The sequence below is a fragment of the Pseudomonas mendocina genome (genome assembly GCA_037482215.1).
GTDB lineage: Bacteria > Pseudomonadota > Gammaproteobacteria > Pseudomonadales > Pseudomonadaceae > Aquipseudomonas > Aquipseudomonas mendocina_E.
In genome coordinates this window covers 2,881,202-2,894,778 of the sequence record CP148074.1, presented here as the reverse complement: position 1 = coordinate 2,894,778, position 13,577 = coordinate 2,881,202, and the positions used below count along the sequence as shown (strand labels likewise).

General features: G+C 54.0%; 15 protein-coding genes and 1 pseudogene. 10 read left to right on the top strand and 6 right to left on the bottom strand.

Features of this window, described 5'->3' with window-relative positions:
• Positions 1 to 136 precede the first annotated feature (136 nt).
• Positions 137 to 622: a TlpA disulfide reductase family protein gene (locus tag WG219_13445; protein ID WXL24329.1), complete on the top strand. Its 486-nt coding sequence runs from the start codon at positions 137 to 139 to the stop codon at positions 620 to 622.
• Entirely contained in the window at positions 619 to 894 is a 276-nt protein-coding gene (locus tag WG219_13440) for an acylphosphatase (protein ID WXL24328.1), read from the top strand. Before WG219_13445 ends, WG219_13440 begins: the two co-directional genes overlap by 4 nt.
• A gap of 29 nt (positions 895 to 923) precedes the next feature.
• Here WG219_13440 and WG219_13435 read toward each other — a convergent pair whose 3' ends face one another.
• Together WG219_13435 and WG219_13430 are read right to left on the bottom strand one after the other, a co-directional pair.
• Positions 924 to 1,877, bottom strand: coding sequence for a hypothetical protein (locus WG219_13435; protein ID WXL24327.1), 954 nt, complete (start codon positions 1,875 to 1,877; stop codon positions 924 to 926).
• Positions 1,878 to 1,903: 26 nt separating this feature from the next.
• Positions 1,904 to 3,619, bottom strand: a complete 1,716-nt coding sequence (locus WG219_13430; GenBank protein WXL28009.1) for a proline--tRNA ligase — start codon at positions 3,617 to 3,619, stop codon at positions 1,904 to 1,906.
• Between the two features lie 106 nt (positions 3,620 to 3,725).
• On the opposite strand from WG219_13430, the gene WG219_13425 reads away from it, so the two are divergent.
• A complete protein-coding gene (locus tag WG219_13425) occupies positions 3,726 to 4,142 on the top strand; it encodes a PaaI family thioesterase (GenBank protein ID WXL24326.1) in 417 nt (138 codons plus the stop codon).
• A gap of 67 nt (positions 4,143 to 4,209) precedes the next feature.
• Here the strand turns inward: WG219_13425 and WG219_13420 are convergent, their stop codons facing one another.
• The gene (locus tag WG219_13420; GenBank protein WXL24325.1) at positions 4,210 to 5,469 is read right to left on the bottom strand and encodes an OprD family porin; all 1,260 of its coding nucleotides are present in this window, start codon (positions 5,467 to 5,469) and stop codon (positions 4,210 to 4,212) included.
• A gap of 607 nt (positions 5,470 to 6,076) precedes the next feature.
• Here WG219_13420 and WG219_13415 point away from each other — a divergent pair.
• Both WG219_13415 and WG219_13410 read left to right on the top strand, forming a co-directional pair.
• Complete coding sequence (locus WG219_13415; protein WXL24324.1) at positions 6,077 to 6,502, top strand: HIT domain-containing protein; 426 nt, start codon at positions 6,077 to 6,079, stop codon at positions 6,500 to 6,502.
• Complete coding sequence (locus WG219_13410; GenBank protein WXL24323.1) at positions 6,499 to 6,711, top strand: SlyX family protein; 213 nt, start codon at positions 6,499 to 6,501, stop codon at positions 6,709 to 6,711. Before WG219_13415 ends, WG219_13410 begins: the two co-directional genes overlap by 4 nt.
• A 47-nt stretch (positions 6,712 to 6,758) precedes the next feature.
• On the opposite strand, the gene WG219_13405 is transcribed toward WG219_13410, so the two are convergent.
• From WG219_13405 to WG219_13395, 3 genes and pseudogenes are all read right to left on the bottom strand, one after another.
• A complete protein-coding gene (locus WG219_13405; GenBank protein ID WXL28008.1) occupies positions 6,759 to 7,007 on the bottom strand; it encodes a cold-shock protein in 249 nt (82 codons plus the stop codon).
• Between the two features lie 78 nt (positions 7,008 to 7,085).
• Positions 7,086 to 7,358, bottom strand: a pseudogene (locus WG219_13400) (cold shock domain-containing protein membrane protein).
• Between the two features lie 311 nt (positions 7,359 to 7,669).
• A complete protein-coding gene (locus WG219_13395; GenBank protein ID WXL24322.1) occupies positions 7,670 to 8,140 on the bottom strand; it encodes a Dps family protein in 471 nt (156 codons plus the stop codon).
• 443 nt (positions 8,141 to 8,583) lie between these two features.
• On the opposite strand from WG219_13395, the gene aspS reads away from it, so the two are divergent.
• The 5 genes from aspS (at position 8,584) to ruvB (ending at position 13,575) form a co-directional block, all read left to right on the top strand.
• Positions 8,584 to 10,359: an aspartate--tRNA ligase gene (aspS, locus tag WG219_13390; protein ID WXL24321.1), complete on the top strand. Its 1,776-nt coding sequence runs from the start codon at positions 8,584 to 8,586 to the stop codon at positions 10,357 to 10,359.
• Positions 10,360 to 10,466: 107 nt separating this feature from the next.
• On the top strand, positions 10,467 to 11,216 hold the full coding sequence (locus WG219_13385; protein WXL24320.1) for a YebC/PmpR family DNA-binding transcriptional regulator: 750 nt from the start codon (positions 10,467 to 10,469) through the stop codon (positions 11,214 to 11,216).
• Positions 11,217 to 11,374: 158 nt separating this feature from the next.
• The gene (ruvC, locus tag WG219_13380) at positions 11,375 to 11,899 is read left to right on the top strand and encodes a crossover junction endodeoxyribonuclease RuvC (protein WXL24319.1); all 525 of its coding nucleotides are present in this window, start codon (positions 11,375 to 11,377) and stop codon (positions 11,897 to 11,899) included.
• 21 nt (positions 11,900 to 11,920) lie between these two features.
• Positions 11,921 to 12,526, top strand: coding sequence for a Holliday junction branch migration protein RuvA (gene ruvA / locus WG219_13375; protein ID WXL24318.1), 606 nt, complete (start codon positions 11,921 to 11,923; stop codon positions 12,524 to 12,526).
• Positions 12,526 to 13,575: a Holliday junction branch migration DNA helicase RuvB gene (gene ruvB, locus WG219_13370; protein ID WXL24317.1), complete on the top strand. Its 1,050-nt coding sequence runs from the start codon at positions 12,526 to 12,528 to the stop codon at positions 13,573 to 13,575. Before ruvA ends, ruvB begins: the two co-directional genes overlap by 1 nt.
• Positions 13,576 to 13,577 lie beyond the last annotated feature (2 nt).

Below are 13,577 nucleotides of genomic sequence, written 5' to 3'. Positions count from 1 at the left end.
GAAGAACGCTGTTCCACGGCTTGAACAAACAGCTCTTCGACTTGTGGGTTGCTGGGTAAGTGCTCGCCTTTCAGGTAGAGCTCAAGGTTTTCTAGCTTCTTCGGTTGCGGGTGGTATTGGTGTGAAGAGTGTATTCATGAATAGATATGCGGGACGGGCAGGGCAACTGCTCTTCGGGGTGTTAATTAGTGTTTTTTTGACGGCTTGTTCGCCAAGTTATGGGCCTGATCAGCATGGCAAGGAGATCACTGCGCGTGATTTGGATGGCAAGTGGCTAGTCATCAACTATTGGGCACAGTGGTGTGCGCCTTGTCGAAGCGAAATTCCGGAATTGAATGCCCTGGATCAACAGTCGGCCGCAATCAACCTAGCAGTGCTTGGGGTTAACTTTGATGCGCTACAAGGTGACGCACTGAAGAAAGCGGCGGAGGAAATGGGGGTGAGCTTCCGGGTCTTGGCCGTTGATCCGGCGGAACGATTCAAACTCGACCGTGCAGAAGTCTTGCCTGTTACTTACATCGTCGATGCCGAAGGTCAGGTCCGTGACCGCCTGGTGGGCGAGCAAACGGCGGCGGGGCTGACAGCTCGTCTGGCTGAGCTTAGGGCTGAGGCTGGCGAATGAACCGTATCTGCATGCATGGTTATGTGAGTGGACGGGTGCAGGGGGTGTATTTCCGCCAGTCAACCGCACAAGAGGCTGATCGACTCAATCTGGATGGCTGGGTCAGGAACCTGCCGGATGGACGGGTGGAAGTATTGTTCGAGGGGGCGGAAGCTGCGGTAGAAGGTCTAGCCGAGTGGCTCAAAAATGGGCCTGAAAACGCTGACGTTAAAAGTCTTGAGTTGTCACCGCAGCCAGTGCAAGGCATTGCAGGATTTATAGTTCGCCGCTAAGCCATGCCGCTGTTAGTGCGGCATGGGCGTTATATGCCTTCAGGGTGTTTGGCTGATTGACCATTGCCCCGACTAAGGGCCAGCAGGAAGACTTTTTGTAACTCAGGATCATTGCGTGTCAGTTCTATCAAGCTTTGTTCCAGTTCGTTGGCTTCTTCCTCTAGGCCAAGTTCAGACAGGCGTTTGACCCGGTAAACCCATTGGGCAACGTCATCGCCCTCAAGGTCGTTGTAAATCAAATCGTGGGCTTCCCGCAGCTTGCCACGCAAGGTGCGGCTGACCGGCAATGTTGCTTCGGCGTGGGCTGAGCCTTGGTCGTCGCTCACGCTCAGCTCCAGTGTGCTGATGCGGGCCACATCCTGCTCTGCAAATGGGCTGTCGAGTAGGTTCAGACGCAAAATGCCGTTGCGGTCGGTCATGAGCTCATGAGTTTTGCCAGCTGCTTTGACCATAACTGGGCGTTCGGCCCAAGGCAGGCTGGAATACTCAGTGGTCGGCTCCTGGCGTTGTTCTTCCAAGCTTGCGAGGTTTTGCTGAGAGCGTCCGTTCGACTCCACGTTCATGGCTGGGTTTAGACCTGCTATCCCGTAGTTGATCCAGCCTTTTGTCACGCTGTCAGGCAAGCTGCCGAAAAGGAACACGTTGAGGATGTTTGCTCCAACGCCACCCACCACAGCCACGGCACCAAGCGGTACTTCATACAGCTCGCGCCAAGGCTGATAGGGGGTGTAGCGGTCGTAACGACGGGTTACGTTGATCGTCGTTACTTCGTAGGTCTTTTGTTCATGCACTCGAACGCGGCGCTGGGGTAACTCCAGCACCTGAAGCTCACCGATATCAATCTGCAGGCTGTGATCAATGAGGTTACGTTCGACGCGTTCTTCATGTTCGCTGCGCTGCGGCAAATGGTTGGCGCAACCGTTGAGCAGCAAGATGCTGCTCAACAGGGTGATGGCAGGGATGAAGGTGTTTCGCTGATGCATGAGTTCTCTGACTTATAGACGTTGGATCACAAGCTGATACGGTTCTTCAGGAAGCCGATGATGTCGGCGACAGGTACAGTCTGAGCATCAGTTTCCTGACGGCTCTTGTACTCCAGATTACCTTCAGCCAGGCCCCGGTCGCTGACGACAATGCGATGCGGGATGCCAATCAGCTCCATATCAGCAAATTTGATGCCCGGGCTTGTCTTTTTGTCACGGTCATCCAGCAGAACTTCGTAACCGGCTGCAGTCAGTTCGGCATACAGCTTATCGGTTGCTTCACGAACCGCCTCGGTTTCGTAGCGCAGTGGTACCAGTGCGATTTGGAAGGGCGCCAGGGTATCGGTCCACAGAATGCCACGCTCGTCGTAGTTCTGCTCAATAGCCGCCGCCACAACGCGGGAAACACCAATGCCGTAACAGCCCATAACCAATGTCACCGGCTTGCCGTTCTCGCCCAGCACCTGGCAGTTAAGTGCTTCACTGTACTTGGTGCCAAGCTGGAAGATGTGGCCAACTTCGATGCCGCGTTTGATTTCCAGGGTACCTTGGCCGTCGGGGCTAGGATCGCCAGCGACGACATTACGCAGGTCTGCCACTTCAGGCAGGGGCAGGTCGCGCTCCCAGTTCACGCCGAAGTAGTGCTTGTCATCAATATTGGCGCCAGAGGCGAAGTCGCTCATCAGGGCTACAGAGCGGTCGATGATGCAAGGGATTGGCAGGTTGACCGGGCCCAGTGAGCCAGGTCCTGCACCCACTACGTCACGAATTTCGGCTTCAGAGGCAAAGACCAGAGGGCTTGCAACCTGTTCAAGGTTGGCGGCTTTGATCTCGTTCAGTTCGTGGTCACCACGGACGATCAGGGCGACCAAGGTGCCTTCTTCTGCGCCATGCACGATAAGGGTTTTAATGGTCTTTTCGATAGCCAGCGAGAAGCCCTGAACCAGTGCCTCAATGGTTTTGGTGTTGGGTGTATCAACCAAACGCATTTCTTCTGTGGCAGCGCCACGGCTAGTTTCCCGTGGGATCGCTTCGGCCTTTTCGATGTTGGCTGCGTAGTCAGAGACGTTGCTGAAGGCGATATCGTCTTCACCAGACTCAGCCAGAACATGGAACTCATGGGAGCCAGTGCCACCGATAGAACCGGTGTCAGCTTGTACTGGGCGGAAGTTCAGGCCCAAACGGGTAAAGATGTTGCAGTAGGCCTGATGCATGCGGTCGTAGGTTTCTTGCAGGGAAGCCTGGTCGGCATGGAATGAATAGGCGTCCTTCATGATGAACTCACGGCCGCGCATCAGGCCGAAGCGTGGGCGGATTTCGTCACGGAACTTAGTTTGGATCTGATACATGTTGATCGGCAGCTGCTTGTAGCTGTTCAGCTCATTGCGGGCCAGATCAGTGATCACTTCCTCGTGGGTCGGGCCTACGCAGAATTCACGGTTATGGCGGTCGTGCAGGCGCAGCAGCTCAGGGCCGTATTGCTCCCAGCGGCCGGATTCCTGCCACAGCTCGGCAGGTTGAATGGCTGGCATGAGGACTTCTAAGGCGCCGGCTGCGTTCATTTCTTCGCGCACAATTCTTTCAACTTTACGCAGTACGCGCAGGCCCATAGGCAGCCAAGTGTAGAGGCCTGAAGCCAATTTGCGGATCATTCCGGCGCGCAGAAGCAGCTGATGGCTGATGACTACCGCATCGGATGGGGTTTCTTTTAGGGTCGAGAGCAGGAACTGACTGGTACGCATAATTGGCTGTTCTGTCGGTTGCAAGAGATTTTTAATGGTCGGCATTGTACGGTGCCTGTACCAATGCGTACAGGACGCTGATGATTGCCGACTTTATGGGGGCTGTATGAGTGCGCTCACTGCTGAACAGGTACAGGCACTGATTCGTAATGGTTTGCCGATGGCTGATGACATTGATCTTTGTATCGACAGGCTGGATTCACAAGGTGTACTGGCTCGTGTGCCGTTTCACAACAAATTAGTGAGGCCAGGAGGGACTCTGTCTGGCCCGACAATCATGGCGCTGGCGGATGCAGCCATGTATGCGGTCGTGCTTGGCCGCCTGGGGCGTGTTGAGATGGCGGTTACCTCGAACTTGAATATCAATTTCTTGGTTAAGCCCAAGCCCGTAGATTTGTTGGCTGAAGCAACTATCCTGCGGCTGAGTCGACGCCAAGCGGTGTGTGAAGTGGCAGTGTATTCCCTGGGTAATGAGGATGAGCTGGTGGCTCACGTGACAGGTACTTACGCACTGCCTTTATAACGTTTAGACAGATAAAACAAACCCGGCATTAGCCGGGTTTGTTTGAATCGCGGGTATCAACTGAGGGTTACAGAACGCTCAGCGGGTACTCAACGATCAGGCGCAGATCGTTCATGTCACCGATCCACTCGTCGTTTTGATCCTGAGTTGCGCGGTAGTTTGCATAACGCACACGCAGGGACAAGTCTTTAGCGGCGCCTTCTTGAACAACGTATTTGGTCTCGAAGTTCCACTCGCGCTCTTTACCTTCATCCTCGTAACCCCAGTCGATGTTGTCGCCGGTGATGTAACGAGTCATGAAGCTCAGGCCTGGCACGCCATAGGCTGCCATGTCCAGGTCGTAACGTACTTGCCAGGAGCGCTCGTCTTTACGATCGAAGTCGGAAATCTGAACGGAGTTGGACAGCCATACGGTACCCCAGCCATCGGCATCGCCGTAGGAGTAGCCGGTGTCACCGGAGGAGCGCTGGTGGGCAACGGTGAGCGTATGAGCGCCCAAGTTGTAGGCAGCTGCCAAGCTCCAGATTTTGTTGTCGATTTCGCCGGTACGCGCTTCACCTTGGTCGGTGGTGCGGTAGCCGTTAAAGTCGAAGTTCAGAGACTGATCCTCTGCCAGTGGCAGGTTGTAGTTCAGGTTCAGGTAAGTCTTCTTGTGGAAGTCTTCGATGTTTGCGTGGTGCAGGGCTGCACTGAAGTTATCAGTGAAGGAGTAAGAAGCACCGAAGATGTCCGCTTCAGAGAGGCGGTTGGTATCACGATCAGTCGATACTTGGCTGCTGATTGCAGTGAAGCGACCGGCAGTCAGTTCCAGACCTTCAATTTCGTTGCTGGTGATCAGCGTACCGGTTGCAGTTTCCGGCAGGATACGGCTGTCATCAGTAGAGAATACTGGGCTGGCTGTGAACATGTTGCCGTGTTTCAGAACGGTGTCAGAAACGCGGAACTTGATGGCACCACCGACTTCAGTTTGGGTGTCATCAGCGCGGCCGTCGCTAGTGGTGTCAAATTGGCCTGTGCCGATACGGCCGCGGCCGCTGTCGAGCTTGATGCTGCTCAGGGAGTGAGCGTCAACGCCAACACCTACGGTGCCTTGAGTGAAGCCGGATTCCAGCAACAGGCGAATACCGAGGCCAGTTTCTTCGCTGTAGCTTTGAGAATCGCGATCGTTGTTTTTGAAATCGCGGTTCATGTACATGGCGCGGTTGAAGATTTGGAAGCTGGTATCTTCAATGAAGCCTTTGGATTCGGACTGGCTGGATGCCACTGCCATCTGGCTGGTACCAGCGGCTACTGCGAGGGCGATTACGCTCCACTTCATCACTTGCATCGTGATTGCTCCTTTGGTTTATAAAAGTTGTACCGCCAGGTTTGTAGTTATAGGGCGGCTCTTTTCTTCTTGTCTCGACGCGAGTTTATAGCACGGTCGTGTCGTTTATTAATAGATAAAACTGCAATGCGCCTTTGAGTCACAAATATGTGAGTCGTGAATGGGTTAGACCCATAGCTTCATGAGGAACGTAAGCTATATAGCAGCCGATTAGGCTCCGTCGTTTACATGTGTACGACCTGCACATCCGGTACTACGACAGACTATGCAAAACCTGTGCGCAAATTAAAATTGAACGAGTACCAAAGGTGAAAAAACCAATAGAAGATGAAAAAACGAAGAAAAAACCCGTTTTTTCAGCAGTTTATATGACTCCTTTTTTTATATGCCCCAGTGAGTAGGTTTCTTGGATCGGCACGTGATTACCAAAAGAAACATTTTAGTGCGCATGTGCGTGCCAAAGGTATTGGAGTGCCAGAAAGTGGGGCGCACGCCGGGTTTGCTACAGCAGTAATGAATAGGGTGTGGAGGCTTGACTGGATATAATTGATAACCGGATCAAGTTGATATTAATAAAGCCCATGTGTGGTGCGTTTTTGAGGTAAGTATGTTTGTTATCGATTCTCAGTTGCAGCGAGACACTGTTTGGCTGGGCGATTTTCCTTTATCCAGCTTGCTGTTGATGAACGATTCGCAGTACCCCTGGTTCATTCTTGTGCCGCGTCGTGAGGATGTGAGTGAGTTGTTTCAATTGAGTGCAGAGGATCAGCAGCAGCTGTGGCATGAAACCACGTCACTGGCAGAAACACTCAAGGATTGCTTTGCTGCTGACAAAATGAATGTCGCGACTCTGGGTAATGTGGTCAGTCAAATGCATATGCATGTCATTGTGCGGCGTAAAACGGATGTGTCATGGCCGGCTCCAGTCTGGGGGAGGCATCCTGCCAAGCCATACACACCTGATGAGCTTGAGGCGCTCAAAGTGCGCTTGCGTGCTGTATTAACCGATAATTTTCATTTCGCAGAGAGTTGAGTGTGGACATTGAGCAGAGAGTGAACGATCTGGAAATGCGGCTGGCATTTCAAGACGATACGATTCAGGCGCTCAACGATGTCTTGTACGAGCAGCAGCGTCTGATCGAAAGGCTTCAGATGCAGGTTGTGGCCTTATCCAAGCGGCAAGATGAGGTGAGTGCGCAATTTGGCATCGAAGAGGATGTGGTACCTCCGCCACATTACTGAGTTGCTCTAAAAACAAAGGCCCGCATTAGCGGGCCTTTGTTTTGGGGTTAGCGGCGCTGTGGTGACGGTGTTACGTCCTCAGCTTGCAAGCCTTTGTCTCGTTGCATTACAGAGAACTCAACGCGCTGACCTTCGATCAGTACGCGATGTCCTTCACCCCTGATTGCACGGAAGTGTACAAAAATGTCGTCGCCTGAATCCCGGGAGATAAAGCCGAAGCCTTTCGAAGTATTGAACCACTTCACGGTACCGGTCTCACGGTCGCCTGCCGGTTGGGGGAAAGTGTGGCCACCCAGTTTAATGCGCAGGTTTGTCGCCAGATGAACGATAACGGCTAAGGCAAAGAGGCCGACGCTGAAAAGTTCTGCTGGCTGGCCAGCAATGCTTGGCAGGGGGGCCAGTACAATCAGTGCTTGCAGCAGTGTTGCGACTAGCACGAGGGCTGAAACCAGGTTCTGTGTATGTTGGCGTGTGCCGTCATGCCAGATTGGCAGTTGAGGAGCGAATAGTAAGTTGCTGAGGCCAAACAGAGCAAGACACAGAGCACTTGTGTGCTGCAAGAAGAACTCGGCTGGCGGGGTGAGTGAAGGGATTAATGAAAGCAGCAAGGCGACTAAGCCTGCCAGTAAATGGACGATTTTCAACATATTTAATGAGCTCGCTTTGCTTAATTAACTACCACTGAAATAACAGGCTGCGCGTATTGATTCATGGCCAGAAAGGATCGGCGTGAGGTGTCAGCCTGAGGCGGGGCTAAATGCTGGCCCGGCGCCACGGGCGGTATTTAACCGTAAAGGCTTGGGCTACTCAATCGAACCTGTACAAGTTTGCCGATTTGCAACCGCGCGTGAGGTGTTGTGAGGGGCCGTTTGGGTTATGCGGCTGGAGGAGAGGTGGGGGTATTGCTTGTTGGGGGGTATTGAAGAAGGAGCCCGCACCAGGTGCGGGCTTCACGGAGTTAGGCGGCCAGCAGGCTGCGCAGCATCCAAGCGTTCTTTTCGTGGATTTGCATGCGTTGAGTCAGCAAGTCTGCAGTCGGCTCATCGCTGACTTTGTCCAGCAGAGGGAAAATGCCGCGCGCTGTGCGAGTGACAGCTTCCTGGCCCTGAACTAGCAAACGAATCATTTGCTCAGCGCTGGGTACGCCTTCCTCTTCTTTGATTGAGGACAGTCGTGCGTAAGCAGCATAAGTGCCCGGTGCAGGGAAACCCAGGGCGCGGATACGTTCTGCGATCAGGTCTACCGCCAAGGCGAGCTCGTTGTACTGACCTTCAAACATCAGGTGCAGTGTGTTGAACATCGGTCCTGTTACGTTCCAGTGGAAGTTGTGCGTCTTCAGATACAGGGTATAGGTGTCTGCAAGCAGTCGGGAAAGGCCTTCGGCGATGGCTGCACGATCTTGTTCGGCAATGCCGATGTTGATTTCCATTACACGTTTCCTCTCGATGGACTCGGGGTGGGTTAAGAATCTGCCCGTGACAGTCTAGTAAGGTTATCACGGCAGTCCCGTTGAGTGGCTTAGGGGGAATTTGAATCTACTCAGGGTGAGTATGTGGGCAATGCTACTAATTTGTTTGGCTGATTTAGCAGGGGATATCAGTTGATTGAGTGTACCGCTAAGTAGGCTTGTGTCTCATCTGAATGGTGAGCGTAGAAGCGGCGGCTGCAACCGGGTGATTATCCATATATAATGCGCAGCTTTGCCGGGTTTTGTGGGGTGGCCTCTGGGTGAATATTCGCCACTGGTCATGAATATCCTGTAAGACAGAGCAATAGCGGAAAATGGCGTACGCGCCAGCCGGGAAGCCGGCCACGAGCGCCGCAGAATGTGCGGCCCGACGAATTCAAGACTCTAGAGAAGCGACTACCACCATGATGCGCAGCCATTATTGCGGCCAATTGAACGAGAGCCTGGACGGCCAGGAAATTACCCTTTGCGGTTGGGTGCACCGCCGTCGTGACCATGGCGGGGTTATCTTCCTCGATATTCGCGACCGTGAAGGTCTGGCTCAGGTGGTATTCGATCCGGATCGCGCTGAAACCTTCGCCAAAGCCGACCGTGTTCGCAGTGAATATGTAGTGAAAATCACTGGTAAGGTGCGCCTGCGCCCGGAAGGTGCCCGCAACGCCAACATGGCCAGTGGTGCCATTGAAGTGCTGGGCTATGAACTTGAAGTACTCAATGAGTCCGAAACGCCGCCATTCCCGCTTAACGAATACACGGATGTAGGCGAAGAAACCCGCCTGCGTTACCGTTTTATTGACCTGCGTCGCCCGGAAATGGCTGAAAAGCTGAAGCTGCGCTCGCGCATTACATCCAGCATCCGTCGTTATCTGGATGAAAATGGCTTCCTCGACGTTGAAACGCCAATCCTGACCCGCGCTACGCCGGAAGGCGCACGTGACTATCTGGTACCGAGCCGTACCCACGCCGGTAGCTTCTTCGCACTGCCGCAGTCGCCACAGCTGTTCAAGCAGCTGCTGATGGTGGCGGGCTTTGACCGCTACTACCAGATCGCCAAGTGCTTCCGTGACGAAGACCTGCGTGCAGACCGCCAGCCGGAATTCACCCAGATTGACATTGAAACCAGCTTCCTCGACGAGGCTGACATCATGGGACTCACCGAAAAAATGGTGCGCCAGCTGTTTAAAGAAGTGCTGGATGTTGAGTTCGGTGAGCTGCCGCACATGACGCTGGCAGAGGCTATGCGCCGCTTTGGTTCGGACAAACCGGATCTGCGTATTCCGCTGGAGCTGGTAGACGTTGCCGATCAACTGAAAGACGTCGAGTTCAAGGTTTTTGCCGGTCCTGCCAATGATCCGAAGTGCCGCGTAACCGCGCTGCGCGTACCGGGCGGTGCGAGCATGCCGCGTAGCAAAATCGACGAATACACCAAGTTTGTCGGCATTTATGGTGCGAAAGGTCTGGCCTATATCAAGGTCAATGAGCGGGCTAGCGGTGTTGAAGGCCTGCAATCGCCAATCGTTAAGAACATCCCGCTGGATAACATTAATGTGATCCTGGATCGCGTTGGTGCAGTGGATGGCGACATCGTCTTCTTCGGTGCGGATAAGGCTAAGATCGTTAGCGAAGCGCTGGGCGCACTGCGTATCCGTTTGGGTCATGATCTGAACCTGCTGACCTGTGAGTGGGCTCCGCTGTGGGTTGTGGACTTCCCGATGTTCGAAGAGAACGACGACGGCAGCCTGACAGCTATGCACCACCCGTTCACTGCACCGAAGTGCACGCCGCAAGAGCTGGAAGCAAATCCGGCTGCTGCGCTGTCTCGCGCTTATGACATGGTGCTCAATGGCACTGAGCTGGGTGGCGGCTCCATTCGTATCCACGATAAGAGCATGCAGCAGGCCGTCTTCCGTGTGCTGGGTATCAGCGAAGATGAGCAGCAAGAGAAGTTCGGCTTCCTGCTCGATGCGCTGAAGTTCGGTGCGCCACCTCATGGTGGTCTGGCGTTCGGCCTGGATCGTCTGGTCATGCTGATGACCGGTGCGCAGTCTATTCGTGAAGTGATTGCCTTCCCGAAAACTCAAAGTGCTGCCTGTGTGATGACTCAGGCGCCGGGCGAGGTGGACAACAAGTCTCTGCGCGAGCTGCACATTCGCCTGCGCGAACAGCCGAAAGCTGAATAAAGTGTGAAAAGAAGCCTGGTTATCCAGGCTTCTTTGTAATGGTCGGGTGAAAGTCGGCAGTGCCGTCTGAGTCTGTATCGTGAAACTGATGGAGTCGGAGTGAAGTTATGGCTGGTCATTCCAAATGGGCCAATATCAAGCACCGTAAAGGGCGTCAGGACGCCAAGCGCGGGAAGATTTTCACCAAGCTTATTCGGGAGCTGACTGTGGCGGCCAAGCATGGCGGCCCGATCCCTGCGGACAACCCGCGCCTGCGTCTGGCGGTGGACAAGTCGCTGACGGCGAACATGTCCCGCGATGTGATTGACCGTGCGATTGCTCGCGGTGCTGGTAATAACGAAGCCGATAACATGATCGAGCTGAGCTACGAGGGCTATGCTCCGAGTGGTGTTGCGATCATTGTCGAGGCCATGACAGACAACCGTAACCGCACAGCTGCAGAAGTCCGCCATGCCTTCACTAAGTGCGGCGGCAATCTGGGGACTGATGGTTCGGTTGCCTACATGTTCGACCGTAAAGGTCAAATCAGCTTTGCGCCGGGGGTCGATGAAGATGCCCTGATGGAGGCCGCGCTTGAGGCCGGTGCGGATGATGTCGAAATGGGCGAGGATGGCTCGGCAGTTGTCAGCACCAGCTTTGCTGACTTCCATGCAGTGCTTGAAGCGCTCAGTGCGGCAGGTTTCAAGAGCGAAGAGGCTGAGATCGCGATGGTGCCGTCGATTTCTGCGCCGGTGGGTGATTTAGACGTTGCTCAGAAAGTCATCAAGCTGATCGATATGCTGGAAGATCTGGATGATGTACAGAACGTCTACCACAACGCTGAAATTCCAGATGAGATCATGGAGCAACTTGGCTAACGCTAAGTGGGCAGTACAGGGCCGGGTGTGCTATCGCACATCCGGCTTTTTTATGTGCGTGCTGAGGTGACGGCGGGGCTTTGTAGCCCCTATACTGCGCAACTGGATAAATACACAGTTCGCTGAAGATTTCGGCGTGCATCAGGAACGAGCAAAGCATGACCCTGATTCTCGGCATTGACCCCGGTTCGCGTATCACTGGGTATGGTGTAGTACGCGATAATGGCCGCAATTGTGAGTACGTAGCTTCGGGCTGTATCAGAACGGGCAATGGCAGCATGCCTGAGCGCTTGCAAATCGTTTTTCGGGGCGTGCGCGAGGTGATCGAGACCTACGGGCCGGTCACCATGGGGATTGAGCAGGTGTTTATGGCGCGCAACCCGGATTCTGCACTCAAGCTGGGGCAAGCGCGGGGCGCTGCCATTGTTGCCGCCGTTGAGGCAGGGCTGGATGTATCAGAATACACAGCGACTCAAGTCAAGCAGGCCATTGCTGGAACCGGTGGGGCGGATAAAGAGCAGGTGCAGATGATGGTTATGCATTTGCTTAAGCTGGTACAAAAGCCTCAAATTGATGCGTCGGATGCGCTTGCTATTGCACTGTGCCACGCTCACCACAGACAAAGTCTGATACCCCATGGCTTATTGGGGGCTAAAAGGCGTGCGGGTCGTCTTCGTTTATAACTCAGGATCGGGAACACAGCGGTGATCGGACGTTTGCGCGGTACTCTGGCTGAAAAGCAGCCGCCCCATATAATTGTTGACATAAATGGTTTGGGTTATGAGGTGGAAGTCCCCATGACCACGTTGTACCGTCTGCCCTCGGTAGGGGAGCCTGTGACACTGCACACGCATCTGGTGGTGCGTGAAGATGCTCATCTTCTCTATGGGTTTGCCGAAAAGCGCGAGCGCGAACTATTTCGTGAGCTGATCCGCCTCAATGGCGTTGGGCCGAAATTGGCATTGGCACTTATGTCAGGCCTTGAGGTCGATGAGTTGGTGCGTTGTGTACAAGCACAGGACACGTCTGTGCTGGTTAAGATTCCTGGGGTCGGCAAAAAAACCGCGGAACGTTTACTGGTGGAGCTGAAGGATCGCTTCAAGGCATGGGAGACTGTCCCGGTTATGTCAGGCCTAGTGGTAGAAGCTCGTGCGGGGGCGCCTGCATCAAGTGCAGAGTCGGATGCGGTCAGTGCACTTATTTCGTTGGGCTACAAACCCCAAGAGGCAAGTCGTGCCGTCTCAGCAGTCAAGGAAGATGGTTTGAGTAGTGAGGATATGATTCGTCGAGCCCTGAAGGGAATGGTGTAGTGCTAGAAGCAGATCGTTTGATTACAGCAACCGCACGTGAGCGCGACGAGCAGGTTGATCGGGCCATTCGCCCACTAAAACTCGCTGAATATATCGGTCAGCCGATTGTGCGTGAGCAGATGGAGCTGTTCATCCAGGCTGCACGTGGACGGGCCGAAGCGCTGGATCATACGTTGATATTCGGGCCGCCTGGCCTCGGTAAAACAACCCTAGCGAATATCATTGCTCAGGAAATGAATGTTTCCATTAAAAGCACCTCCGGGCCTGTATTGGAGCGTCCAGGGGATTTGGCTGCGCTGCTGACCAATCTTGAGCCAGGCGATGTGCTGTTTATCGATGAGATTCATCGCCTGTCGCCTATTGTCGAGGAAGTCCTGTATCCAGCGATGGAGGACTTTCAGCTCGATATCATGATTGGCGAAGGACCTGCTGCTCGTTCGATCAAGCTTGATCTGCCGCCCTTTACATTAGTTGGGGCTACGACCCGAGCAGGAATGCTGACCAATCCTCTGCGCGACCGCTTCGGTATTGTTCAGCGGCTGGAGTTTTACAATACCGAAGATCTGGCCACGATTGTGAGTCGCTCCGCAGCCATTACAGGGCTGCAGATTGATCCGCAAGGGGCTGTTGAAATTGCCCGGCGTGCCCGTGGTACGCCGCGTATTGCTAACCGTTTACTGCGACGCGTACGGGATTTCGCTGAAGTAAGAGGGCAGGGCGATATTACCCGGGCTATTGCCGACAAAGCACTGAATCTGCTTGATGTGGATGAGCGTGGTTTCGATCACCAAGATCGTCGCTTACTGCTCACCATGATTGAGAAATTCGAAGGTGGCCCGGTTGGGATTGATAATTTGGCAGCTGCTATCAGTGAAGAGCGACACACGATTGAAGATGTGTTGGAGCCCTATCTGATTCAGCAAGGCTATATCATGCGGACCCCAAGAGGGCGTGTCGTTACCCGTCACGCTTATCTGCACTTTGGTTTGAATGCCCCCAAACGAACACTGGATACACCCACCGCCGATCTGTTTGCGTCGGAAGAATGAAA

Excerpts from the sequence above, each read along its gene's own strand:
- WG219_13415 (WXL24324.1), top strand. The coding sequence starts at position 6,077 with ATGTTTGTTATCGATTCTCAGTTGCAGCGAGACACTGTTTGGCTGGGC.
- ruvC (WXL24319.1), top strand. The coding sequence starts at position 11,375 with ATGACCCTGATTCTCGGCATTGACCCCGGTTCGCGTATCACTGGGTAT.
- aspS (WXL24321.1), top strand. The coding sequence starts at position 8,584 with ATGATGCGCAGCCATTATTGCGGCCAATTGAACGAGAGCCTGGACGGC.
- WG219_13430 (WXL28009.1), bottom strand. The coding sequence starts at position 3,619 with ATGCGTACCAGTCAGTTCCTGCTCTCGACCCTAAAAGAAACCCCATCC.
- WG219_13420 (WXL24325.1), bottom strand. The coding sequence starts at position 5,469 with ATGCAAGTGATGAAGTGGAGCGTAATCGCCCTCGCAGTAGCCGCTGGT.
- WG219_13395 (WXL24322.1), bottom strand. The coding sequence starts at position 8,140 with ATGGAAATCAACATCGGCATTGCCGAACAAGATCGTGCAGCCATCGCC.
- WG219_13435 (WXL24327.1), bottom strand. The coding sequence starts at position 1,877 with ATGCATCAGCGAAACACCTTCATCCCTGCCATCACCCTGTTGAGCAGC.
- WG219_13385 (WXL24320.1), top strand. The coding sequence starts at position 10,467 with ATGGCTGGTCATTCCAAATGGGCCAATATCAAGCACCGTAAAGGGCGT.
- WG219_13440 (WXL24328.1), top strand. The coding sequence starts at position 619 with ATGAACCGTATCTGCATGCATGGTTATGTGAGTGGACGGGTGCAGGGG.
- WG219_13445 (WXL24329.1), top strand. The coding sequence starts at position 137 with ATGAATAGATATGCGGGACGGGCAGGGCAACTGCTCTTCGGGGTGTTA.
- WG219_13425 (WXL24326.1), top strand. The coding sequence starts at position 3,726 with ATGAGTGCGCTCACTGCTGAACAGGTACAGGCACTGATTCGTAATGGT.